Source organism: Bradyrhizobium sp. SZCCT0153 (assembly GCF_018129995.1).
GTDB lineage: Bacteria > Pseudomonadota > Alphaproteobacteria > Rhizobiales > Xanthobacteraceae > Bradyrhizobium > Bradyrhizobium japonicum_G.
This window is the reverse complement of sequence record NZ_JAFCKS010000001.1, coordinates 756,957-780,070: the sequence shown is the minus strand read 5'-3', so window position 1 is coordinate 780,070 and position 23,114 is coordinate 756,957. Positions and strand designations below refer to the sequence as shown.

Here is a 23,114-nt window from a genome sequence, read left to right as displayed (position 1 = left end):
TCAGCCCTCGACGACGGGGCGGCGCACGGGGCGGCCGGGGCGCGCCGCCACGTCCAGCACGCCATCGGTGATGAGCGGCTGGCCGCTGACGATCAGATGCCGCACGCCCTCGGAGGGGCGGTTCATCGCCGTGAAGGTCGCGCGATCGCTGAGCTTCTCGTAGTCGAACACGACGATGTCGGCATCGGCGTCCTTCGCGAGCTTCCCCTTGGCGCGCATCGCGGGTGTGCTCTGCGACAGTATCTCCGCGGGGATCAGCGCGCATTTGCGCACGCCTTCGAGCAGCGACACTGTCTTGCGCTCGCGCACCCATTCGCGGATGAATTTCGTGAAGCAGCCGGCCGAGCGCGGATGCGAGGTGGCATCATCCGGCAGCGGCCAGGCATCGCCGGTGTAGGTCTTGCCGTCCGACGTCGTCCACGGCATCGCGTCGGACGCGATCGCGCCGCCGGGATAGAGCACCGACATGTCGAGCAGGTCGCGATGATGCGCATTGTTCTCGGTGTCGAGGATGTGCCAGAGCACCAGCGATGACGGCTCGTCGGCCTGGGCCTTCAGCAGCTCCTCGCGATCGCGGAAGCGGTGCCCGTCGGTCACGCGCTGCACCGAATCGTAACCGGTGCCGTTGCGCTCGACGAATTCGGGGTCGCTGAAGAAGGCCGCCGCCAGCACGGTCGAGCCGGTGCCATAGGGATAGGCCTCGACCGTGATGGGCAGGCCTTGCGCCTGCGCCTTCTCGACCAGCACGCGGCAACGCTCGATGTCGGTCTTGCTCGACGAATTGAAATGGCAGATGTGCATGTGCGCGCCGGTGGCGCCGGCATAGCCGATCAAGCGGATATAGGCTTCCGCCGCGCTCTCGGGATCGACCCGCGACATGTAGGCGACGTGGGTGAAGGTCGGCACGTCCTGCTTGGCCGCGAGCTGGCAGACCGCGGTCAGCTCCTGCACGCCGGCGCCCGGCGCGTAGGCGTTCAAGATGCCGATGCCGATGCCGCCCTCGCTCAGGCCGCGCCCGAGCCGCTCAAGAATGCCGGCCACTTCCGTATCGCTCGCAACGTTGTCCATCCAACGGCGATCGCGCATCGCGTTGCCGAACGCCTCCAGCGAGCTCTCCGCATTGGAACCTGTCATCGCGCCGATGCGCGCAAAGGCCCAGTTGGTGGAGGCGCCATAGTTCAGCACGCGTCCCTTCCTGGCCTGGCGCTCATACCAGGACGCGACCGGCAGCACGCCGGCCTCGAGATCGAGCGTCGTCGTCACCCCGTCGAAGGCCTGCATCCGGTCGGCAGGGATCGACTGGCCATGCGCGTGCAGATCGATGAAGCCGGGCGCGACCACGAGGCCGGTGGCGTCGATCACCCGCTCCGCGCCGCCAAGCGAGGCACCGACGGCGGCAATCCTGCCATCCACCACCGCCACATCGCCAACCGCGTCCATTCCGCTCGCCGGATCCACCACCCGGCCGCCAGAGATCACCAAACCGCTCATGTCGTCACTCCAAAAAGCAGAAAGCCAGAACCTCCAAAGGCCCGGAAGCAGCTTTGGAGGGAGCCGGCCGCATCGCGCACCGTCCCGGCGCGCATAGTGCAGATTTTGGAGGGAACGACCACCGCCGCCGATGCCGATGCAGCATGCTCACACGGGAGGTCGGTTTGCACATCGTTGGAAACATGCGCTCGCGTCCTCGCGGCAAGTTTTGCCCGAGCTTTGCTTTCTCGCTTCATCCCCTCGCGAAGAAAGGGCGCAGGGAAGACCGGGCGCCGGCTGGCACCCACAAAACCCCCATGCTGAACAGATGCACACGCAATGCACAGGGGAGACACAGGGCAGCCGAGACCAGGCCTTCCCTGCGCGATGGTTTGACGGCCTATGCCGCGCTCTCCCGGGAGCCGAGTTCGTTCTGGCCTCCCTCACCCTTGCGAAATGCACGGCACCGCGCCGGTTGACGCAATGACGCCTTCGCAAAGGCTTGACCGTAGCAACGACGGCCAGGACCACACGGTTTCGCCGTACGCAGGCCTCCTGCTTCGCCTAAGGCTTCAGGACATGGCCCTGCTTCGCCAGAGGCTTCGCGAGGTTTGAGCGCCGTCCGTCGATGCGGTTCGTGCCGTGCTCACGAGATTCATCTCGCCCTGCACGCTACGCTCCGCCTTTAACGCCGCCCGCGTCCACCGCATTCCAGCCCGCGTTCGTGACGACGTACGACCGCCCCTTTTGTGGGCTGGGATGAGCGAGACATACGACAAATCCGAATTTCGGTAAAGTGGAATATTTTCGCGACGGCTACTTGACAGCAAATTGCCGTGTTTTGTCTCACCGGCATGCACCCCGGATCGAGCGCATTAAGCGCGAGGAAATGCCCGTCACAGCCGACACCGCGCTGCGGCTTCGGAAAATTCTTCACGTGCAGCCGGGCATTCAAAACCTCCGGACCCGAAGGTCCGGAGGTTGCGCGTCGGAGACGCCGTTCGCTCAGTTCTGCCGGTGAATGGTGATGGTGACGCGGCCGCCGCCGAGGGCGGAGTTCACGGCGTTCTCGGCTTTGGCGAACTCCGAACCGATCCATTTCGCGGCCGAAGACACTTCGTGCTTGATCCAGCTGAACAGGCCGGCAGCAGCAACGCCGTCGAGTTCGTCGATGGACAGTTCGCGGCTTTCAAAGCCGATATCGTCAGGACGTTTCATGTTGGTCTCCAGTTGGTGACGCGGGCCATCCGCGATCACGAACAGGATGCGCGCAAACCTCCGATGAGAGCTGTGACGACGATCACCTCGGTCGCAACAGGCGAAGAATGTCGTTCCTGTCGCCGGCTGTGAAACAGCATATGAAGAAGGGCGTGGCTGGAGACTCGCCTGAGGCAATCCTTCGAGACGCCCGCTTGCGGCGGGCCCTCAGGATGAGGTCGCGTTTTGCGGCGAGAGTCTGGCACCAGCCAAAAGGATAGAGATCAACGCTCGATGGAGCCTGATGGCGCTCCCTAGGGGAATCGAACCCCTGTTTCAGCCTTGAGAGGGCTAAATAAAGCACCTGAACCAGTTCGCCACCGTTCGCCTACATTCAATAAAATCAATGACTTGACGATCTAATTTCATTATTGTCCGCCTCTGCACGACGATGGATATTCGACGGATATTCGACGATTATCCGTCCTGTGGCGATGCGGTAGATGAATGTCGAAAGCGCTCATAGAGGCTCAAATTACGACGGCAAAGGCGCGCTCTAGACTGGAGCCTGGCGTGCATTGGCGCCGCCTCGATGCGGAAGCACACCTGGGCTATCGCAAAGGGAAACAAAGCGGCGTTTGGTTAGTCCGTTGGCGTAACCATCATGAAGGCGCCAGCTACAAGCAGACCACTATTGGCGCCGCCAACGACGTCAACGACAAACCGGCCGTTGGCGTTCTGACCTTCCAGCAGGCAAACAAGACGGCCGGAGACGCAGTCGCTCGGGCGAGAGTAGAAGCCGCGGCACAGGCAGCCGGGCCTGCCCCTACCGTGCGATCGGCCGTTGAGGCCTACATCGAGGAGCGCGACGCTCGAGAATGGCGACGAACAGGTCGTGACGTACGGTCCGATGCCGCCAACAGACTGCGACGCTACGTTCTTGGCCAAGACAAGCGCGGCAATCAGCGAGCCATCGAAGCTGCACCTCTAGCGGCAGTGCATCTGCATGTGTTGAACGAAGATCATATGCTGACGTGGCGTGAGGGCTTGCCGAAGGGACTTAAAGTCACGACAAAGCAGCGGCTTATGAATGACCTTAAGGCCGCTCTCAACGCTTCATGGCCCAGGCTTTCCGCGGATCGAAAGAAGCTAAATCCTACGTTCCTCGCCGACGTGAAAGCCGGCTTCAAGGCCGAGCGAATCGATGACGATGATGAGACATCGGTTGCTCGCGACAACCAGATCCTCACCGATCAGCAGGTCGCCGAAATACTTCAGGCAGCGTTGGAAGTTGACAGGAAGCAGGGATTCGACGGCGATCTGTATCAAGTCGTCGTTTGTCTAGCGGCGACCGGCGCGCGGTATGCCCAGGTTAGGCGTATGCGCGTGGGCGACCTTCAGGCCTCGGAGCGGCGTCTAATGGTGCCCGGTTCGTACAAGGGGCGCGGCGGCAACGGCGGCTCAGTCCCCGTGCCCGTAGGTGACGATGTCATTGAGGCGCTTTTGCCCGCGACCGTCGGACGGCCGAGCGATGCGACGCTATTCGAACGCTGGATCCACGAACAGGGGCCGAACGGCATCGAGTGGAAAAGGTCCGAACGCGGCCCATGGAAAAGAGCTGAGCTGACACGCCCATGGAGCGCCATTCGCGAACGCACCGCTACGCCTGACCTGATTCCCTATGCTTTACGGCACTCAAGCATTGTGCGCGGCCTCCGAAAGGGTCTACCGATCCAGCACGTCGCCAAACTGCACAACACCTCCGTCAAAATGATCGAGCGACACTATGCGAAATACATTGCTACAGCTCTGGAAGATCTCGCCAGGGCGGCGGTCGTGCCGCTGGTACCTAGGAGCGGCGGAAATGTGGTGTCTATGGGGAAACGGGCATGAAAGTTCCGGCGTTTGAGCCAGCAACGCGGGACGGACCGCGATGATGCCAGTCGCGACTTGCGCCCGAATTGTTGACGCCCCTCCCAACGTAGCCCACGTCGTTGCAGATGCCACAAGAGGCGAAGGGACCCGTTCGCGGTCTTACGAATCTAGAGACACGGGAATTCTGGCCGACACCCATACCATTGGATTTTGGCAAGGGCGCGAGTGAAGGAGCGTAGTGCGCGGAGAGCCCTCTCGAGGGCTTACCACCAAGATCGGAGCCCGAAGAAGACCAGGGTGGCGGTCGGTCACGACGGCCTAGTCGTGCCTAGAAGTGCAAAGAGTGATTGCACCATCACCAAACGCCGACGTCCAACCGTTGTAGTCATAAGTCGGCCAGCTCCGATCAGCTCGTAAAGCTTTGTGCGCCCAGGCCAGTGGCCTCGCAGGCCTCGTCGATCGTGCAGCTGAGTCGCTGAGCAAAAGGAAGCCTTTTCAGTTCGCGCCCTGTTGACGGAGTGCATCCCGACTGTCTTCGCCCGCTATGCTCTGAAAGCTTGCCCGTCATAGCTTGGCCCCTTCGAGGGAAGCGCATCGGAGCATCATTTGCCCGGGCGAAACGAATAGCGCCAAGATGAACATCTGAGTCCCGCGGGGCGCAGCCCTTCCCCACAATGACCTCTCGGAGATGCCAACAACGACTCGACTTCTTTGCAATTGCGCCACTCGTCCGCAAACGCCAGCAACGATCAGCAGAGAAGTAACGGGATTTATTGAACCGAGAGAAGTCGCTTCGAGTATCATGTGTCGTTCTCGGCAAGTTCGCGTTGGCTCCACATAAAGCGCAACAACGAAGAAACTTCAACAGATCCGAAAATCGTGCGGATCAGCTACCGCCATTTCAATCCACACCACCTCATGCAGATCAAGCTCGGGCAAATCAGAACGCATGTGAGGAAGCGGTACAACAAAACGTGAGCTGCTATCCGGCGAAATCCACGTCGCGTGAGCACACGTATGGTGCGCAACTACGCTCTTCGAAGCTTCTAAAGTTCGACCGAGTCCCAATTCTAGACAAACCACTTCAACTGCTACGCTTCTGTCGGGACGATGGCGGCTCCAATAGATCCAAGGGACTAACCCCTAACGCTTTTGCAATCTCATACAAGGTCACAACCGTCGGATTGCGGTGCCCAGACTCGAGCCCACTGATGTATTGCTGGCTAAAGCCTGACATGTCGCTGAATTGCTCCTGAGTGAGCTTCTTCTCAAGGCGAACTCTTTTGACATTTTGGCCAACCAGCCGGCGCATATCCATGCGCGGAAACAAAATCGATTACACAATTTAAGTTTACCAACTATAGTATGTAATTTGGTCGCTCAGATTTCTGCCTGCGACCACCTAGCCTGGGATTGCCCGTCCCGTGCATCCGACGGAAAGCAACGACGAGAGATGGCCGATACGCTTGAAGCATTCTTGGCAGTTGAAGGCGGAGGACCGTCGGGCCCGATGTGGTACCGAGCTGGTTATCGCTTCAGTGAAAGTGGAAACGTGGTTTGTGCGCTGGAACTTCCGGCCTCGATCGTCGAGACGACGGTCCTAAGAGATGCAAAGCTCTTCGCCACGGTAGCGCCGGATGGGCACATGCGCTTCAGCGTATGCGGAGTTGCTTGCGAAGACATGAGCAACGGCTTGCCGTCAATCGCCGGATCGATTGACCAACTTATCGCTCAGTGTGTTGCGGTCAATAATCTGCGCTTGGAGGAGATCACCTCCGCTGATTTGAAGTCTCTTTTGGAACGGCTTCAACGTTCGGTCGCCCTCGTGCAAGAAGCAATAGAGCACCTGTCCGATCATCATGCTTAAGATCCGAGGTGACGCTCCCTCGCCAACCTAGTTAAATCGACGAGCGTATATTGCAGCTCATAGAACATTAGCTGCCAGCAAGCCGAGGCTCTGATCAAGCGACTAGCGACCGCGCCGCAGGCCCAGCTCCATCTTGTTGTAAGTGTACGCATCTAACAGACCTACCAACGTCCGCTTTCAAAGGCATTGCAGAAGTCGGATTGCTCAGGTGCCAGACCGCAGACTTGGTTGCTGCCATCCGAGGATAGCAATCCTAAGAGGCCTAAGTGGCTCGAGGTGACGTCTGATCCGCCCGAGGCGCCTGCTGCAGCGGAAAAATTTCTATGCTACCCTACAACTACCGGGGTTCCACAGACGCAAGCTCGCGATAAGGTAGACCAACATTGGAGGATGCCGTGAACCACCGGGGGAGCTATGGCAGAGACGCGGGATGCCCAGGGGGCAGCGCTGGGACAAGAGTCGCTAAACGGCGACGTCGCCGCCCACGATAAGTCGACCTTAGGTCTATCTGGGCACCTCACTCCGACACAGCTTGCGGCCCATCTGGCTTGTCCTCACCTTACGCAACTCGAGCGCCAGCGGCGCGAGGGGCTGCTACAGATCGAGTTCAGCCCCGACCCACGGCTTGAGGCGTTGCGCGAGCGTGGCCGCCAGCACGAAACGGCTTACGTTGAGAAGCTGCGTAGTGCGGGCCGCTCGATCTGCGACTTACGCGACCAGCGCGATCCTGCGGCGACCCGCCGAGCGATGGAGGACGGCTTCGACGCTATCGTGCAGGCAACATTGAGCAACGAGGTGTTCAGCGGCATCGCCGACTTGTTGCTGCGCGTCGATAGCACGACCTCGTCGTTGCCTGGCTACGTCTACGAGCCTGCTGACACCAAGCTCTCGCTTGAGACCAAGCCGGGCACGATCCTCCAACTCTGCACCTATGCCGAATTGCTGAAGCCAATGCAGGGCGTGGCGCCTGATTACATCCACGTTGTCACGCCGATCGAACAGGAAACCTATCGCACCGCGAAGTTCGCTGCCTACTACCGGCTCGTACGTGCCCGCTTGCTGGCCGCGGTAACGGCGACGCCGCCACCGAGCACCTATCCGCATCCCGTGGCGCACTGCGACATCTGCATCTACTGGCGCCATTGCGACCGGCAGAGGCGGGTTGACGATCACCCTTCGCTGATCGCCGCCATCAGCAGCGCTCAAGTGCGTGAGTTCGAGCGGCAAGGACTTCCTTCGGTTGCGACCATCGCCCAACGCGAAGGCAGACTCCCCGACAAGCCTATACGAGGCGCTGAAGACACCTACAGGCGGCTTGGACAGCAGGCGCGGCTGCAAGTGGTCAGCCGTGGTGCCGACATGCCGCAGACCGAGGCACTTGCGCTTGAACCAGGCCGCGGGCTCGCACGGTTGCCGGAGCCTTCGGTAGGCGACATCTTCCTCGACTTCGAGGGCGACCCATTCGTTGCCCCGCACGGACTGGAATACCTTACCGGCGTGAGCATCAAGAACGAGAACGGAGAAATCGAGTTCAACCAGCGTTGGGCGCTGCATGCTGGTGAAGAGAAGGCCGCCTTGGAGGCCTTCATCGACTTTGCGCTGGCTCGCGTTCAGAAGTATCCCGGCGCCCATGTCTACCACTACGGCGCCTACGAGCCCTCCGCTCTCAAACGGCTGTCAGCCCGCCATGCCACGCGCGGATCTGAGCTGGATCAACTGCTGCGCGGTCGGCGTTTCGTGGACCTGCATGCCACCGTACGCGAGGGCTTTCGCATCGGCGTGGAGCGTTATGGCCTGAAGGAGCTAGAAGCTTTGCATGGCTTCCAGCGCCGGCTGGACTTGCGCGACGCCAGCCTTGCGCGGCGCGACCTCGAACTGGCACTCGAACTGGGTGACACTGACGGCATTGCCGAAGAGATCCGTGAGCGTGTCGCCGCGTACAACGGCGACGACTGCCTCTCCACTGAATCCCTACGCGGCTGGCTCGAGCACCAGCGCGACGATTTCCTCGCGCGCGGCCAAAGCATCGTCCGACCGGTGCCCGGCATCTTAGCTCCAAGTGAGAAGGTCAGCGCCCGCGATCAGCGAATCGAGGAGCTTCGGGAAGCGTTGCGGCGAGGCCTGCCTGCGGACCCCGAGGCGCGGACGGCGGACGAAAGTGCGCGCTTGCTGCTCGCTGCAATGCTCGGTTACTACCGGCAGGAGGAAAAGAACGCCTGGTGGGAGTTTTTCCGCCTTCGCGATCTGCCGAACGACGAGCACCTCGACGAACGTCAGATCCTCGCCGGCCTTGAGTTCGTTGAACGGCTTCCGAAGCAAGGACGCGAGCGGAACGCGCGCTGCCGATTCCGTTTCCCGATCCAGGAAGCGGCTATCGACGTCGGTGACACCGCCGTGTGGCCGGTCCCCGCAGATGCAGGCCAGGAACCGGGTACGGTTAAGGCTGCAGTCGAAGCGCTCGATCTCGACGACCGGACCATCGTGCTGAGTATCAGTGAGAAGGCTATGCATGCCCTTCCCGCCTCAGTCTTCAAAGATCCCGTGGTCGGCGCCAAACCTCTCGAAGAGTCATTGCTCGCCTTCGCCGAACACGTGCGCGACAACGGGTTTGACCATGACAGCCCCTACGCCGCTGCGTGTGAGCTTCTGCGTGCACGTCCGCCGCGCCGCGTCACCGGCGCCGGCGAGGAGTTGCGCCGAGCCGATGAAGACACCGGCCCAGCGCTAGTGCGCCTATCTAGCGAACTCGACGGCGGCGTGCTGCCTGTACAAGGGCCGCCCGGAGCCGGCAAGACGACGCTAGGTGCAAAGGCCATCCTTGCGCTCGCGGCGGCAGGCAAGAAGATTGGTATCACGGCAGTCAGCCATAAGGTTATCGACAACCTGCTGGTCGCCGTGCGCAAGGCCGACAATGCGTCGAGCCGCCGCGCCCAACATCTGCACCTGGTGCACAAAGATGATGAGCACGATGGTGTGGATGGCATTGAATTCGCCAAGTCGCCAGGCGAGGCGCTCGACCGCATTGCCCCGGGCACCATCGTCGGTGGCACCGCGTGGCTCTGGGCCCATCCTGATGCTATCGGTCGCCTTGATGTGCTTGTCATCGACGAAGCTGGACAGATGGCTCTAGCGCAAGCGCTGGCCGCCGCACGTGCGGCCCGTAACCTGGTGTTGCTCGGCGACCCGCAGCAGCTTGAACAGCCCACGCGGGGCGCCCACGAGGATGGAGCCGACGTTGCGGCACTCGTGCACCTGCTCGGACCGGCGCAGGCGACGTTGAGAGCTGAGCAAGGCCTCTTCCTCGACCGGACGTATCGGCTGCATCCCACCGTTTGCGCGTTCACATCGGAAGCCTACTATGAGGGGCGGTTGCAGTCGAATTTTGGCTTGGAGCGCCAGCGGATTGACGGTGCCACACCGTTCGTCGGTGCTGGGCTCTTCCTCGTCGAAGTGACCCACCAAGGCAACCAAGCCCAATCCCTTGAAGAGGTGGACGCTGTCGTCGCTATTGCGCGTTCGTTGCTACAGCCCAGCATTACCTGGACAAACACCGACGGAGAAACCCGCCCGTTGGAGCCGAAGGACATCCTCGTCGTCGCTCCCTACAATTCCCAGGTGAGCGCTTTAAGGCGTGCGCTGGCCGATGTTAACGTGGTCCGCGTCGGCACCGTCGACAAGTTCCAGGGCCAGGAAGCACCAGTGGTGATCTACTCGTGCGCCAGTTCCTCGCCCGAAGACGCGCCGCGCGGCATGGCGTTCCTGTATGACCCGCATCGGTTCAATGTGGCCACCAGCCGGGCGTGCTGCGCAGTGATTCTCGTTGCGAACCCACGTCTCTTCGAACCTGATTGCCGCACGCCGGAACAGATGGGGTGGGCGAGTGGGTTTTGCCGGTTTGAGGAGATGGCAGTGAAGGTTCAGCTGCCTGAAGTCTGCGCAATTCGTCGCCTCCAAGGCAAGTAAGTCGAAGGCATGGACCATAAAGACAAAGCGAAATTCTACGGCCCTTTTCGGACGCGGCGCGACGTCCAACTAGAGGTCGTTATAGCGCGCCCGGGAGGGGGCTTGCTACGGCCTGCCCGCTTATTTTTCCGAAGCCAGTCACATGCAGCACCACGGGATGCCGATGCAAGGGCGCGAGCGGCCCGCTTGAGACTGAGCAGTCGACGTGCGATGCGCTTCACGCAACGAGGGTGCGGTTCTTGCTCACGCCAAACCTCTGAGCACAGCACGAAATTCTTCGACGATAGCCCGTTTCTCGCTACGCTGTACTCTTGGCGCCTAGAGGCTACCGTGGCCCGAGCAGACGTTGTTCTTCAGCGACTTAGCGGTGTCGTGGCGACATCGGATCTACCGCTACCGATAAATCTTGGATGTGCAGACAACCACTTAGCCGCTCTTCGGCGACAGTGCTTTTATCTTGCCCTCCTAATCGGTCGTCCGATCTGCTTCAGCTCACCCATGCTGGCTTCCTCTCCCTGCTCTCCCAAGGCCCAACTTGCGAGCCAAGATCCTCTCGGTACTCGCGGAGATCTGCGACAAGATGCAGTTCAGATCATTGCGGTAGATCCATCAATAGCGCCGCCCGAACACGCTACCTGGTGGCTGATTCATTGTGAAAATGCCACCCGACTTGGCAGTTAAATTACGAAACCCCACGGCTTGCGCGCTTGCGATAGCGATCGTGACCCGAAGGGCCGAGACACCCTAGGGTGGCTCGGTGAGGAGCGAAGCGACGAGTAGAGCGCGGGCCGAAGGCATCGCCCGTATGCCTTCAGCACGTCAATATCGCACTCTTCCGCGAACTCTCGCGCGCGTGAACGAGGGTCCTTTAGTGGCAAACCAGTCCAGGGATCAACACGCAGAACGAAGTCCCTTTTGCCCGCAAAAGAGAGCAATCCTTGTGCAAAAATCCCAGCTGAGGCACACCCGGCGCACCATTTTGAAACAAGCGATTTGAGGCAGAAGCACGCAAAATCTCGACCGTTCGGCACGCGCCCAGGCCATCAATTCCAGCCTCTCCGCCGTCCACAGATTGGCGTGAATTCCAATGGCGATGGAGCGATTTTCTGCATCGAAATGAGCAGAAAAAGCCATCCAACGACCTTCGGCTCGAGGCAGAATTCCGCTCTGTGCGAACGCATTTCTTCGATCGCATTGGGTTGTCTCGCACGCCGTTCAGCTGCGTTCTCTCTTCGACGTGCGCCTAGTTGAGGGCGTTTCTGCACCAGCCGGCGGTATTCAGAACCTGATCTCCGGGACATAGGAAAGGGCTCCCACGCGACGCGTGGGAGCCCAATGTTTGACCTAGTCGACAGGATTCCAGATCAGGAAGAAGCTGCCGTCACCGTAAAGGCCAGCCGTTCGACCAAGGTTGGCACTGAGCTTACGGCCTCCGAGGCCAGGTGCTGCAAATGACAGGCTGAGATAGTCCGCGCCGCGGCCCTCGCCGGACAAAATCCGGCCGGATCCGACCTCGAGCCCGTGGGTGAAGATGCGGAAGTCCGGTGATGAATCGCCGGACTTGTCGCGGTTGGGCACGATGTCGATGTCGGCGCAAATGGGCAGAAGTTTGAGCTGGCCCCTGAAGCCGCCGTAAATTGTGCGGGTGACGAATCCAATCGCGGTCATGGTCTGTCTCCTTCGTTGCCGCAGGGCGCCGATGCCCTGCGATGGCGAGACCGTCATGGCGGCTGGCCCCCATCCGAACCCTTGGGGCGAAGCGCAGCGGCGCACCTGAAGCCGCTCCTTTTTTGCAGCGAAGCGGCCGCGAGGAGCCGGCTTGCCGGCGGGGAAAAAAGACGCGTGCGAGGGTTTCGGATGAGGGACGGCTGCCATAGGTCGTAGCGCCAAAAGCAGGGAATCGTCCCTCTGCGGACGAAGGAGACGGGCCTCGCCCCAGAGCGCTGTTTACCCCGCACAAGCGGCGTTTGGGCAGCGCGCTGACGTGCACTGCTTCGACTTCATCGCGATCCCAGACGAGATAATTTCACTTTGCAAGCAGGTTTGGTCACGTGTCTAAAGCTTGGTCTTGGTGCCGGCGATCAAGGTCGATTCCGGCGCTACAGATGGACCGCGCAGACGGCGATTGAGCTGCGAGCCGCGCGACGAAATCGCTCTCGAAGGGTCGCCTTGTTGCCCTCGGCGCGTCGAACCGGCCTCAAAGTGCGACGAGTACCCACCGCGGGAGAGAACAGCTCGCGGCTGCATACGGAACTCCAAAAGCTTGAGCCGCGCCGTTACGAATCCCAGCCTTGTGGTAGGAGGGGAACGAATGGCGGACACAACGATTCGTCGTATGAGGAGCCATTTCGATGCTGATGACGCGTGAACGAAGGCCGCCGATACGGACACTGCGCGGATGGGCGATCCACGTGCTCCAGGAAGCCGGCGCTATCCGCGAATGCGACGATCACGGTTGGATGCAGGATCGCGCCGATCCGCATGCGCGAGACCGGGCCTATGATATCGCTCGTCGAGATCCGCCAGCAGGCGTCTCCGCCGATGAAGCCGCGGCCGAGGTTCGCGAGATGCTGGACTCGATCGGTGATACCTGCCCCGAATGTCCCTGACTGAGCAATTAGTTGTCTATTTCAACGCACGAGACCGCTGTCTCATCGCCCCATTCTCAAGATACGCGACCCCAGTTTGGTCCGAGCCACCGATGAATTCGGCGACAAAGGCGCGCCCGATATCGTCCTGCTCAATCGTCCCAAATCGCCCCGGAATCAGGCTTCCCAACCAGGCTACATAGCCCGGCGTATGAACATTGCCTGCAATGATTCCCGGGCGAAATATCGCGAGCCGTTTGAAGCCGATTGCTTCAACTGCCTCCTCCTTGAGCCCCATGACGCGCACATAGCGAATCCTGCTTTTCGCAGTGCTCCCCACTGCCGAGAGCAGAGAAAAATGTGTGATACCCCCGTCCCGGCAGCCGCGGGCAAAGCCACCGACCACGCCAATTTCGAGCGCCTTTAGTTCCTCTTCGCTCCACTTCAGGCTGCCTTGACCGACGCCAACACAGGATGCCCCATAGACGGTATCGCCTTGCGCCATCATGCCCTGGGCAAGCTTGGTCACCTCTGTAGGAAACTCGGCAGCGGCCGTATCCAGGACCACCTGCCGCACACGAGGACCAGCGCTCAGGGAAGTCGCCCTGCGATTGACCATCACGACTTCAGCGCAGGAAGGTTCCGCGGCGAGGGCACCTACCACCGCAGCACCCACCTGCCCCGTGCCACCGATGATCAAGACACGAAATGCCATTTCAGGCCCTTTACGAGATCATGACTATGGCTCGGGAGCATAGGCAATCTTCGAGAGCGCCTTGTTCGCATCACCACGCCCTTGGTACGTGCCGAGAAACTCGCCCTTATCGGCGATCTCTTTGATTCGGTACATCGTCCAGCGCTTGTCCTTGCCTTGCACGATACGAAACGCGCGGCCATTGCGGCGACAATAGAACGCATCGGACTTCTCGATTTTGGTCCATCCGCAATCGGCGCCCAAGAGAAAACGCTGCTCCAACTTTACTCGCTCCTCCTCCCTCCACCGGCGGTACTGTTCCTGTTGCTCTTGCCTCAGCCGCTCCTCTTCACGCTCTATGTGTTCTTGCAACGCGCCAATGATGGCACGCATTTCTGTGCCTGACGCCTTTTCTGCTTGATATAGCGCGAGACAACTATCCCTGAGTTCATCCTTTGGATAGATTGAGTGCGGCTCCTCCCAGATCGCGCGCAGGCGCTGCTCGACATCGGTTTTCGTCACCGGTGGACCGGGCAACGTGTTCAGAAAAGCTTGGAGATCCTCTATAGGTATCCAGCAGGGAGCCGCGGCTTTTGCGATCTCTTCCCGGCCTGCCTCCCACTTCTTCCACACGGAACTCGCTCGATCGAGTGCATTCACAATATCTCGCGCGAGCTTGTTGATGCTGTGGGGATCGCGCAGATGTCGCAATGACGGGCTTTTGACGAAGTCAAAAAGCAAGGACGCAACCGCGTATTGACGATCGGGGTCCAGGGACTGCTCCTCAGGCTGACTTCCGCTGCGCCTTTGCCGCTGGCTTCTTTGCCGTAGCTTCCTTCGCCGGCTTCTTGCCGGCGATCGGCATGAGCATTTCCTTCTGACCGCTCGCGACCTTGCGCGGCTTTTTGGCCGTCTTGGAGACTTTTGCCGCCTTTTCGTCGCCAATGCTCTTGCGCAATGCGTCCATCAAATCGACGACGTTCTCGCCACGTGGTCGCGCTTTCGCGGTGATGGGTTTGCCGGCGCGCTTCTTGTTGATGAGATCAATTAGGGCGGTTTCGTACTGGTCCTCGAACTTGTTTGGCTCGAAGTGACCCGCCTTCTGATTGACGATGTGCCTGGCGAGATCGAGCATGTCCTTGGTGACTTTGACGTCCTGGATCTCGTCGAAATACTCGTCCGCAGAACGCACCTCATAAGGGTAGCGCAGCAGCGTTCCCATCAGGCCCTTGTCCATGGGTTCGAGGGCAATAATGTGCTCGCGATTGGTCAGCACCACGCGTCCGATCGCGACTTTGTTCATTTCACGGATGGTTTCGCGGACGACGGCGAACGCATCGTGCCCAACCTTGCCGTCGGGACACAGGTAATAGGGCCGGATCAGATATCGCGGATCAATCTCGCTACGGTCAACAAACTCGTCGATCTCGATGGTTCGCGTCGATTCCAGCGCGACGTTCTCGAGCTCCTCCTTGGTCAACTCGATGAAGGTGTCGGTGTCGACCTTGTAGCCCTTGACGATGTCCTCGTTGGCAACCTCCTCGCCGGTGTCTACGTCGATCTTGGCGTACTTGATACGGTGGCCGGTCTTCCGGTTGAGCTGGTTGAACGAGACCTTTTCGGATTCGGAGGTGGCCGGATACAGCGCGACCGGACAGGTGACGAGCGAAAGGCGCAGGAAGCCTTTCCAGTTAGCGCGGGGGGCCATGGCGAGCAAAACTCCGATACTGATTGCCGGATTCAAGACGATTTGCAGGCCTTGGTTCCGACATCGCGGCCGGGCCAACGGGATGATTTTTCTCAGCGACGAGACGGGCGGACTCGACTTTTGTTCTCTTTATGTTCTAATTCGGAATGACCGACCGACCCGCGAGCTGGCGCATGCCGATCCCGAAGCAGATGGAAAAACTGGCCGCCGAAGCCGCCCGGAAGCCAGCTTCCCCCGGTGCGGCTCCAGATGCGCCGCTCCCGGCCGAATACTGGGAATCTGTCTTCAAAGACCCTCGCGCTAGCGCAACAGAGGTCCAAATGCGTCAGCGACGCCTTTGGGAAATTCCACGCCACGTCCTGCGCGTCTCCTGCCGCCGCTGCGAGCGAACCGTGGAAATCCAGACCGCCGATGCAGTCCGATTGTATGGCGGCAATGCTCTCTGGAAGGACGTCGCGCAGCGACTGCTCGACAATACCTGCCAGCAGCGCACCGGCAGGCATGAGGAAGACGGGTGCTGGCCGGCGTTCGAGGCGCCGTAGCCCGTTCCGGATCGCCGATCCGATCCCTTTGCGCCTGGATGTCCGGATGGCCCCGAAGTATCACCCTACGCCCCTGTCGGGCGGCGACCGAAAGGCTCTGGCGAAAGAGCTCGGCAAGGCGCGGGCAATGGCCAACATCCTGGCCACCCGATCGGCGGAAATGCGCTCGAAGGCAGAAGCGCTCATCCAGCAGGCCGACAAGCTGCTATGCGAGAGTTGGAATGAACGCATGTGGTCAGACGGAGAGCCGATCGATCCGTCCCCGACGATTGACCAAGCGGTGAATGGCGGCTTCCCCTGGCTGGAGATCCAGTGCGCGCGCTGCAAGACGCCGAGCGACGTCGACCTCGCGGCGATGAAGCATCCGCCGACCAACTTCGTGCACGATCTCGCCAGCCGGCTGCGCTGCCGCAAATGCGCTAAGGCGGGCCGGCGTCCTTCCGCGACTCTGCTACAACTAGCCCGGCAGCCGCGCCACCCTCGGACCGAAGCCTGACCGATGTGCAATCTCTACTCGATCACGACCAACCAGGCAGCCATCAGCGCGCTGTTCCGCGTCGTGAACCGATACGTCGGTAATCTGGCGCCGATGCCGGGGGTTTTTCCCGATTACAAGGCACCGATCGTGCGCAATGGCGCCGAGGGCCGCGAACTCGCTACTGCGCGGTGGGGAATGCCGTCGTCGTCAAAGGCGCAGATGGATGCCACGAAGAAACGGGCCGAAAAGCTGCAGGCCAAGGGCAAAGCGGTCGACTTCAAGGAACTGCTGCGAATGGAGCCGGACAGCGGGACGACCAATATCCGGAATGTCAAAAGCAAACACTGGACGAGATGGCTGGGAGCCGAAAACCGCTGTGTGGTGCCGTTTAATTCCTTCAGCGAGTTCAACAAGGCCGAGGGCGGTGATATCTGGTTCGCGCTCGATGAGACCCGCCCCCTCGCCTGCTTCGCCGGCATCTGGACCAACTGGACGTCCGTCCGGAAGGTCAAGGAAGGCGAGACGACTAACGACCTCTACGCGTTCCTCACGACAGAGCCGAACGCCGAGGTCGGCGCCATCCACCCCAAGGCGATGCCGGTGATCCTGACGACGCCGGACGATGTCGAGACCTGGATAACGGCCCCTCTGGACGAGGCCCTGAAGCTGCAGCGGCCGCTTGCCGACGGAACGCTCCAGATCGTCGCCCGCGGCCTCAAGGAAGATCCAGCTGGGCCAGCGACGTGATTATCGCTCGGTCGTGGCGCGGCAAAGATGGGAGGCATTGCGTGTGCGGCGAGGTATGGCTTTCAGCCGGCACCAGACATTCCCACATCTTTCGCCGCATGAGCCGTTAGAATGAGCCGACAGGCGTTGGAAGGAGGCGAGCCCAAGGGCCGGCTCCTCAACTTACGTCGGCGCCCGTACCATCCTATTGATATTTATTATATAATTGATTTTGCTACGATTTTTCTTGCTGTATGTCGGGTTTTTGCCTATATTGGTGTCGGGTTTTTGCAAGGAGGCCCGATATGCCGCGCAAGCTGACCTTACGTCAAAAGATCGAGCATCGGATCGCCCGAAAGGAAGGCGAAGACGTGTTTCTCACGCGCGAGTTCAAGAAGCTCGGCGGCGAGGATCAGGTGCTGCGCACCCTGCGTACGCTGGTCGATGAAGGTCAGTTGGTGCGGCTCGGCTACGGCATCTATGGCCGTGCGCGGCCATCCAGCTTGAGCGGCAAAGCCGTCCTGAGCAGCCGTGAAGGTTTCTTGGGTGTCGCGCAGCAAGCGCTTGATAAACTCGGCGTGGAATGGGAGCCAACGGAGGCGCAGCGCGCCTACAATGAAGGCCGCTCGACGCAAGTCCCTGTCAATCCGGTCGTGCGCATCAAAGGCCGTTTCTCCCGGCATTTGCGCTATCGCAACGCGGAGTTGGTTCTTGAACGGTAAACCAACGCTCGACGAACTCGTCGATGTGCAGGAACACTTTGGCTTGCCGAGCGCAGGGCTTGTCGAGAAAGACTGGCACGTGGCGCGGGCATTGGCGGCGATTGCTGCGCTCGACACGGGCAATCTCCGCCTTGTGTTCGGCGGCGGCACAGCGTTGAGCCGCGCCTACAAGCTGACAAAGCGGATGTCGGAAGACATCGACCTCAAAATCGTCAGCGACAGCAAGCCCTCGTCGAACACGCTTCGCAAGCTTCGTAAGAGCGTCACCGAGGCGCTGCTCGGCGCGGGCTTCGTGTTCGATCCCGCTAACGAAGAGCACCGCCGCGTGATGTATGGCGGCGAATACACGAAATACATGCTTCCGTATGAAGCGCTCGCGCAAGGCGGCGGGCTCCGCCCCGGCGGCGTGCAGATCGAGCTTTCGCTCTGGCCGCTGCGGCGGCCTGCGGTCGATAAGCCAATCGCGTCTTTCTACGCCGAGGCTAACGGGCTTGCCCCTGAGGTTGCCTCGATCCCGTGCTCATCCGTGCTGGAAACGGCTGCGGAAAAGCTCACGGGCCTGACATGGCGCGCAGGGTCGGAGCTTGCCGGTTTGCGCAAGGATCGCGACCCGACCTTGGTGCGGCACATCTATGATTTGCATATGACGCGGGAGGCGTATGACGGCAAGGAAGTCGCAGCGCTCGCGCGCGAGGTGATGAAGGACGATGCCGCGACGCGTGGCAAAAGTTTCCCGGCCTATCAGAAGGACCCTCTCGCCGAGACGCTCCGCGCCATTGAAGGCATCCCAAAAGACAAAGTCTTTATCGACGGTTACGCCACCTTCCAGCGCGACATGGTCTATGGCGACAAACCGGACTTCGTCACCGCCATGACATCTCTTGACGCGCTTGCCGGGCATCTGAAGGCGTCATGATCTGATGAGCTCCGTGCCGTTCACGCGTCCAACCCTTATCGCCGCCGTCGCGTTTTTGGATACGAGCCTGTCGCAAGCTGCATTCAATCACATGGTGCTGCGCCTCGGACTCGAGGGAGAGATTCCGTCTGACACATCGATCAGCGTGTCGAAAAAAGCCGACAGATTGGGCCGCATCCTCGTGCAGCGGCGTGATGATCTCCTCGATACGCTGGAGGGTCGAATGTCATTGGCGGAGGCGGTGGTTCGTGAAGCGGTCAAGCCGATGCGCGTGGCGTCCCTTCACCCGAACGAGATCGCCTTCGCGCGTGGGTTGGCCCGCGACGGCTATGTGATTGGGTTCGACGACCAAAGAGTGCCGCATCTGCGCAAGGCGCTGCCGGAAGAGCTTGGGCTTCCGGAAGTCGATGACGAGGTGCATCAACTCTTGAAGCATTTTAGTTTCCTCGAGCCGCTTGGCCATCTCGACCAGGGGATTGAGGCGCATACGCGTGGGGATTGGGCGGCGGCCAATGCGCAGTTCCGCACTTTCCTTGAAGGCTTGTTCGATGACATCGCGCGGTATTGCGAAGGGGCGGACAAGACAGACGTATTAACCTCCGAGAACCGCCGTGCGCTGCTGGCGAAGATTGGCTTTCTTGCCAAGGATCGCAACGAGTGGACGGATGACGGCAAGAACTACATCAACGGCCTGTTCAAGATGCTGCACACTGATGGCTCGCATCCGGGGTTATCAGACGAGGATCACAGCACCTTCCGCCTTCATGTGGTGCTGGTGACGTGTCGCACCTTTCTGCGCCGCCTTCGCTATCGACAATAGGAACAGCGACGGGGCGGCGCCCCGTCGCCGCGCTGATTTCAGGCCGCTTCCTTTTCCGCTTCAAGCTGGGCGGATCTAGCGGGCGTTCGCAGGATCACAGGCAGCCAGCCCTTGCCATGAAGCCATGATGCCCCCTTACGCGTCGATGCGCCCAAGGCGCTGGGCCTCGTCTGCGTATCCGGAAAGGGTCTTGTGGGCGGTGAAGAAGAGATCGCGCTCGATGGTCAAGCCTCCGGGGCCGCGTAACTCTTCAAGCTCGCTGATGCGGACGTTTCCGAGTTCGGGACATTCCATGCCGAGATCGCAGAGGCCGAAAGCGATGTCCGGGTCTTCGGGGTCAAGTTCGGTGAGGAGCCATGTCGCCGCGCCCCATGGGCAGAACAGCTTGACAGCGGGGTTAAAGTCGATGGTTTCTTCGCGTCCGGCGTTGGCTTGTCCGTTGGTGAGCAGGATGTTGCGGATTTCGTCGGTGATTAATTTCATTCTTGCCTCCTTGCTTTCTGGTTGCAGCAGCTGCTGCAACCCTGCCCTCGTGGCGAGCAGGCAGTAGGCAAGTGCAAGGAGGCTCCGAACGCGGAGCGCCGAGGGTCCACACGAGGGCCCCGCCCTTGCGGGAGACGTGTGGAGGCGGCGCGGAGCGTTTGGATGCCTTGCGCGCGCCAAGGGCGCAGCCCTTTAGCAACAGGAAGAAAGGACATGAGCGGCGTGGCCGCTCTCCAAATTCGCGCAAGCGTGATCGAAGCCGAATGGCCGAGACGCCCTATGCGGCTCAGTTTACGAGAGCACCGGTGCGGCGAAGCCGCATGCGCCCAATTGGAACACAACGAGGATATTCTTCGAACGGCTTGTTGGCACGCTCAAGGAATTGCTAAGCTGCAACCGTTTTTGTGATTCAAGGAATTTCAGATGCCTGATCACGCAAAGATCCATGCTCTCATTGCCGTCAGCGAGGACGTCGATAAGCTGCGTACCTGGATTGCGAATGCGCGGAAGGAAAAGCAACAAGACATCGAGGAAGCTGCGTTTCGACGCTTGATCGAAATCCTGCCGAAAGAAGCCCCGGGCACCGTGGAGCATGATTTCTGGCGGACGATCCATGCCTTCGAGCACATGCTGACAGTGGAGCGAGGCAAGACCACGCGGCTAGCGCGCACGCGACAGAAGGTGGCGCGTGTCGGCGAGATCGACACACTCCGCGATTGGGCGATGGGGACGAAGAGCACGGACGGCTTCACGATGATCATCGAGCGGAACATGCCGGAGCTCACCGGAGAAGCCATTGTCCTGCGGCACGGCGATCTGTTTGACGCCACCGTCGTGTCGGCCGCAAGGAAGCGCCTCGAGGAAGCGGGCGTGGACGTTTCCCGGTTGCCAAGGCGAGGTGATTAGCTGCACGGCGGATCCGCCGACAGCCGTGCCAAAGGCGTGCTCAGGCAACTTTCCGCTAAATCGCACGGGCTATCGCAGACATTGCCATCTATTCCGCGGCCTCCAAATAGCGCCATGCAACGGCGCGAATAGATTGAGCGTGAGTTTCCCTTGGGAGAGCACGCATGCGGAATTAATTTGAGCGATACGGCTGGTCATGGTTTGTCACCGATAGGCGTGCATTTCGGCACGGCATGACCTATCAGGGGTTCGATCAGCCCCGCCCGCGCCTCGTCTCCTGGTATGATCGGCCAGAACTGCCATGGCTCGCGAGTTCCTTGGCCTGTGCAGGAACCACTCCTCTGATGAAGAACGCGTTCGGGTGGTGGTTGAGCTCTACAAGATGATTTAGGAACGGTTCGTCGCCCCGCGGAAAGTCACGCCGCGCCGGCAGATATCAGCGACGATGGATGGCTCTCTCGATGCGTGAGCCATCTGCTGCCCTGGTGCTAGGCAACTCTAGTACGTGTCTGCGAATAAAATTGTAGGAAGACTGCTGGTTGGGGTCCAGAGACCGTGTCCGCGGCTGACATAGGATTGGCAGAGTCCGACAATCTTGTTGGCGTTCCCCAATCGAACTAACTCACGAGAAATTTCAGAGCGCCCTGCGAGCGCAGGTGCGCTGTAGCCGGAGCTCGACAGAAATAGACCACCGTTGGCCCGCCTTGACAGCACCACCTCGAAGAAGCGCTCCAGCACGCCGGGCCCCGGTCTTGAAGGGGCACCCCAATGCTTGATCTCTACGAGATAAGTTTCTTGCTGACCGGCTTCGTCGCAGCTTAGCTCCAGATCGAAGCCTCCATCACGTCCAGGCCGGGTAACCAATACGCCAAACCCCAATCCCGACAACACCTCGCCGAGCAATCGCTCAAGATCACGCCACTCGACCTGCGCTAGATAATCTGGCTTTCGGACGATCTCTTGCGCCAAGGCCTGCAACATGGAACGCAGTGCACGATCAACCGATGTGTGCGGAAGACTGTCCTCATCTAGAGGCGTCTCCTCATCCGCCAAATATCTTTTGAGCCGAGGCGCGCCGCCATTGGCTGGCCAATGGATGCGGCCATCCACATCCGCCGCCTCTGCTTCTTCTAGAGTGAACCTCCAGTGTCGGCCGGGCGGCGGAGCGTGTCCTCTCCACTCGTACTGACGATTGTGCCGCACACCAAGGTAAGTAAGAGGCGCGACGAAATAAGCTCCGCGCGGATCGTTGTCGGGGTTGCGGTAGCGGTCGGGACTGAAGGACGGCTTACGCCCTTGGACACTCACACTTATCCTCGCGAGTAAGCTAGGTCACAGGTCTATGTGTCCGCGTACGGAAGGCAAACTAGCGATCCGGCGAAAATCCGTGAGTTGGGTCTTCATCGATATTTTTCTTCAGTCTCTCTTTGGACGGCGCCTGATAATATTTTGGCATTCATGATCACCTCCGCGAAATAGTCCTCGTCAATATCGAGCTCCTCATTGATCTTCCCCCGCGCCTTGCGCCCCGCCTTATCGAGGTAGAGCTGATTGATCAGGCCGCCGTTGTGGATCAACAAATCGCGAGAAGCCTTCATTTCAACGTAGGTTGCGACAAGATCCGGCTTGAGTTGGATCGAAAGCACCTCCGCCGCTTTCGCCAGATAGTCCGATGGCTTCCCGAACATCAAATCCTGGCACCTCAGAGCGATATAGGCTTCCAGCAAATCGTCACGATCCTCGTGCTGGAGATAGAGGTCGAGCGGGATACCCGACTTTCCGCCGATGATGGAGAGCTTTTCGGGATATTTCTTTACGACCTCAAAGATGCAATCCTGAATGAAGGCTTCGATTCGCGAGATGATGGATATGAGGTGGGTGTCAAAGATGCCTCGGCGATGCTGCGCGAGAAAAAGCGCTCCCACGTCTTCGTCCCGGCGTTCGCTGATTACTGTGTCCCCCTTCCTCGGAACAGGATATTCTCGTTTTCGCTTCGACTTGCTCGCGACCAGCGCGTCGCCTTTTTCCTTCAGCATTGGGCGGGTCAACGTTGTGAAAATCCACGCGTCGTTGAGGAACCGATTGAGCCTGAGGTGATGCCGATAGATCGCTTGTGAAACTTTAGAGTTGCGTGCCACGGGTTAGTCTCCAAAGAGTCG

21 protein-coding genes and 1 tRNA gene are annotated in these 23,114 nt (G+C 60.2%); 11 read left to right on the top strand and 11 right to left on the bottom strand.

Going from position 1 to position 23,114, the window contains the following annotated elements:
• The 3 genes from JQ572_RS03915 to JQ572_RS03905 form a co-directional block, all read right to left on the bottom strand.
• Complete coding sequence (locus tag JQ572_RS03915; protein ID WP_211381639.1) at positions 1 to 1,491, bottom strand: amidohydrolase family protein; 1,491 nt, start codon at positions 1,489 to 1,491, stop codon at positions 1 to 3.
• A gap of 984 nt (positions 1,492 to 2,475) precedes the next feature.
• On the bottom strand, positions 2,476 to 2,688 hold the full coding sequence (locus JQ572_RS03910) for a hypothetical protein (RefSeq protein ID WP_211381638.1): 213 nt from the start codon (positions 2,686 to 2,688) through the stop codon (positions 2,476 to 2,478).
• Between the two features lie 284 nt (positions 2,689 to 2,972).
• A tRNA-OTHER gene (locus JQ572_RS03905) sits at positions 2,973 to 3,049 on the bottom strand.
• Between the two features lie 125 nt (positions 3,050 to 3,174).
• Here JQ572_RS03905 and JQ572_RS03900 point away from each other — a divergent pair.
• Positions 3,175 to 4,560, top strand: coding sequence for a tyrosine-type recombinase/integrase (locus JQ572_RS03900; protein WP_211381637.1), 1,386 nt, complete (start codon positions 3,175 to 3,177; stop codon positions 4,558 to 4,560).
• A 1,066-nt stretch (positions 4,561 to 5,626) separates the two neighbouring features.
• Here JQ572_RS03900 and JQ572_RS03895 read toward each other — a convergent pair.
• Entirely contained in the window at positions 5,627 to 5,860 is a 234-nt protein-coding gene (locus tag JQ572_RS03895; protein ID WP_211381636.1) for a helix-turn-helix domain-containing protein, read from the bottom strand.
• A 135-nt stretch (positions 5,861 to 5,995) separates the two neighbouring features.
• Between JQ572_RS03895 and JQ572_RS03890 the strand changes: the two genes are divergently transcribed.
• Positions 5,996 to 6,409: a hypothetical protein gene (locus tag JQ572_RS03890; RefSeq protein ID WP_211381635.1), complete on the top strand. Its 414-nt coding sequence runs from the start codon at positions 5,996 to 5,998 to the stop codon at positions 6,407 to 6,409.
• A 414-nt stretch (positions 6,410 to 6,823) separates the two neighbouring features.
• A complete protein-coding gene (locus JQ572_RS03885; protein ID WP_211381634.1) occupies positions 6,824 to 10,372 on the top strand; it encodes a TM0106 family RecB-like putative nuclease in 3,549 nt (1,182 codons plus the stop codon).
• Positions 10,373 to 11,716: 1,344 nt separating this feature from the next.
• On the opposite strand, the gene JQ572_RS03880 is transcribed toward JQ572_RS03885, so the two are convergent.
• Positions 11,717 to 12,040 carry a DUF736 domain-containing protein gene (locus JQ572_RS03880; protein WP_211381633.1) on the bottom strand — a complete coding sequence of 108 codons (324 nt, stop codon included), beginning with the start codon at positions 12,038 to 12,040 and terminating at the stop codon, positions 11,717 to 11,719.
• A gap of 683 nt (positions 12,041 to 12,723) precedes the next feature.
• On the opposite strand from JQ572_RS03880, the gene JQ572_RS03875 reads away from it, so the two are divergent.
• Positions 12,724 to 12,981: a hypothetical protein gene (locus JQ572_RS03875; RefSeq protein WP_211381632.1), complete on the top strand. Its 258-nt coding sequence runs from the start codon at positions 12,724 to 12,726 to the stop codon at positions 12,979 to 12,981.
• A 16-nt stretch (positions 12,982 to 12,997) separates the two neighbouring features.
• On the opposite strand, the gene JQ572_RS03870 is transcribed toward JQ572_RS03875, so the two are convergent.
• The 3 genes from JQ572_RS03870 to ku are packed head-to-tail and all read right to left on the bottom strand — an operon-like array spanning position 12,998 to position 15,362.
• On the bottom strand, positions 12,998 to 13,675 hold the full coding sequence (locus tag JQ572_RS03870; protein WP_211381631.1) for a Rossmann-fold NAD(P)-binding domain-containing protein: 678 nt from the start codon (positions 13,673 to 13,675) through the stop codon (positions 12,998 to 13,000).
• Positions 13,676 to 13,699: 24 nt separating this feature from the next.
• Entirely contained in the window at positions 13,700 to 14,395 is a 696-nt protein-coding gene (locus tag JQ572_RS03865) for a hypothetical protein (protein ID WP_249128813.1), read from the bottom strand.
• Between the two features lie 43 nt (positions 14,396 to 14,438).
• Complete coding sequence (ku, locus tag JQ572_RS03860) at positions 14,439 to 15,362, bottom strand: non-homologous end joining protein Ku (RefSeq protein ID WP_211382405.1); 924 nt, start codon at positions 15,360 to 15,362, stop codon at positions 14,439 to 14,441.
• A 146-nt stretch (positions 15,363 to 15,508) separates the two neighbouring features.
• On the opposite strand from ku, the gene JQ572_RS03855 reads away from it, so the two are divergent.
• The 6 genes from JQ572_RS03855 (at position 15,509) to JQ572_RS03830 (ending at position 19,566) form a co-directional block, all read left to right on the top strand.
• On the top strand, positions 15,509 to 15,904 hold the full coding sequence (locus JQ572_RS03855) for a hypothetical protein (RefSeq protein WP_211381630.1): 396 nt from the start codon (positions 15,509 to 15,511) through the stop codon (positions 15,902 to 15,904).
• A 46-nt stretch (positions 15,905 to 15,950) separates the two neighbouring features.
• Positions 15,951 to 16,400 carry a hypothetical protein gene (locus JQ572_RS03850; RefSeq protein ID WP_211381629.1) on the top strand — a complete coding sequence of 150 codons (450 nt, stop codon included), beginning with the start codon at positions 15,951 to 15,953 and terminating at the stop codon, positions 16,398 to 16,400.
• Between the two features lie 3 nt (positions 16,401 to 16,403).
• The gene (locus JQ572_RS03845; RefSeq protein WP_211381628.1) at positions 16,404 to 17,129 is read left to right on the top strand and encodes an SOS response-associated peptidase; all 726 of its coding nucleotides are present in this window, start codon (positions 16,404 to 16,406) and stop codon (positions 17,127 to 17,129) included.
• A 284-nt stretch (positions 17,130 to 17,413) separates the two neighbouring features.
• Positions 17,414 to 17,830: a DUF6088 family protein gene (locus JQ572_RS03840; RefSeq protein ID WP_211381627.1), complete on the top strand. Its 417-nt coding sequence runs from the start codon at positions 17,414 to 17,416 to the stop codon at positions 17,828 to 17,830.
• Complete coding sequence (locus JQ572_RS03835) at positions 17,820 to 18,746, top strand: nucleotidyl transferase AbiEii/AbiGii toxin family protein (protein WP_249128812.1); 927 nt, start codon at positions 17,820 to 17,822, stop codon at positions 18,744 to 18,746. Before JQ572_RS03840 ends, JQ572_RS03835 begins: the two co-directional genes overlap by 11 nt.
• Before the next feature lie 4 nt (positions 18,747 to 18,750).
• Complete coding sequence (locus JQ572_RS03830; protein WP_211381626.1) at positions 18,751 to 19,566, top strand: hypothetical protein; 816 nt, start codon at positions 18,751 to 18,753, stop codon at positions 19,564 to 19,566.
• Positions 19,567 to 19,701: 135 nt separating this feature from the next.
• Here JQ572_RS03830 and JQ572_RS03825 read toward each other — a convergent pair whose 3' ends face one another.
• A complete protein-coding gene (locus tag JQ572_RS03825) occupies positions 19,702 to 20,088 on the bottom strand; it encodes a DUF2958 domain-containing protein (protein ID WP_433996196.1) in 387 nt (128 codons plus the stop codon).
• A gap of 384 nt (positions 20,089 to 20,472) precedes the next feature.
• On the opposite strand from JQ572_RS03825, the gene JQ572_RS03820 reads away from it, so the two are divergent.
• Positions 20,473 to 20,955, top strand: a complete 483-nt coding sequence (locus JQ572_RS03820; RefSeq protein WP_211381625.1) for a hypothetical protein — start codon at positions 20,473 to 20,475, stop codon at positions 20,953 to 20,955.
• A gap of 498 nt (positions 20,956 to 21,453) precedes the next feature.
• On the opposite strand, the gene JQ572_RS03815 is transcribed toward JQ572_RS03820, so the two are convergent.
• Together JQ572_RS03815 and JQ572_RS34975 are read right to left on the bottom strand one after the other, a co-directional pair.
• A complete protein-coding gene (locus JQ572_RS03815; RefSeq protein WP_211381624.1) occupies positions 21,454 to 22,065 on the bottom strand; it encodes a restriction endonuclease in 612 nt (203 codons plus the stop codon).
• Positions 22,066 to 22,355: 290 nt separating this feature from the next.
• Complete coding sequence (locus JQ572_RS34975) at positions 22,356 to 23,093, bottom strand: hypothetical protein (protein WP_249128811.1); 738 nt, start codon at positions 23,091 to 23,093, stop codon at positions 22,356 to 22,358.
• Positions 23,094 to 23,114 lie beyond the last annotated feature (21 nt).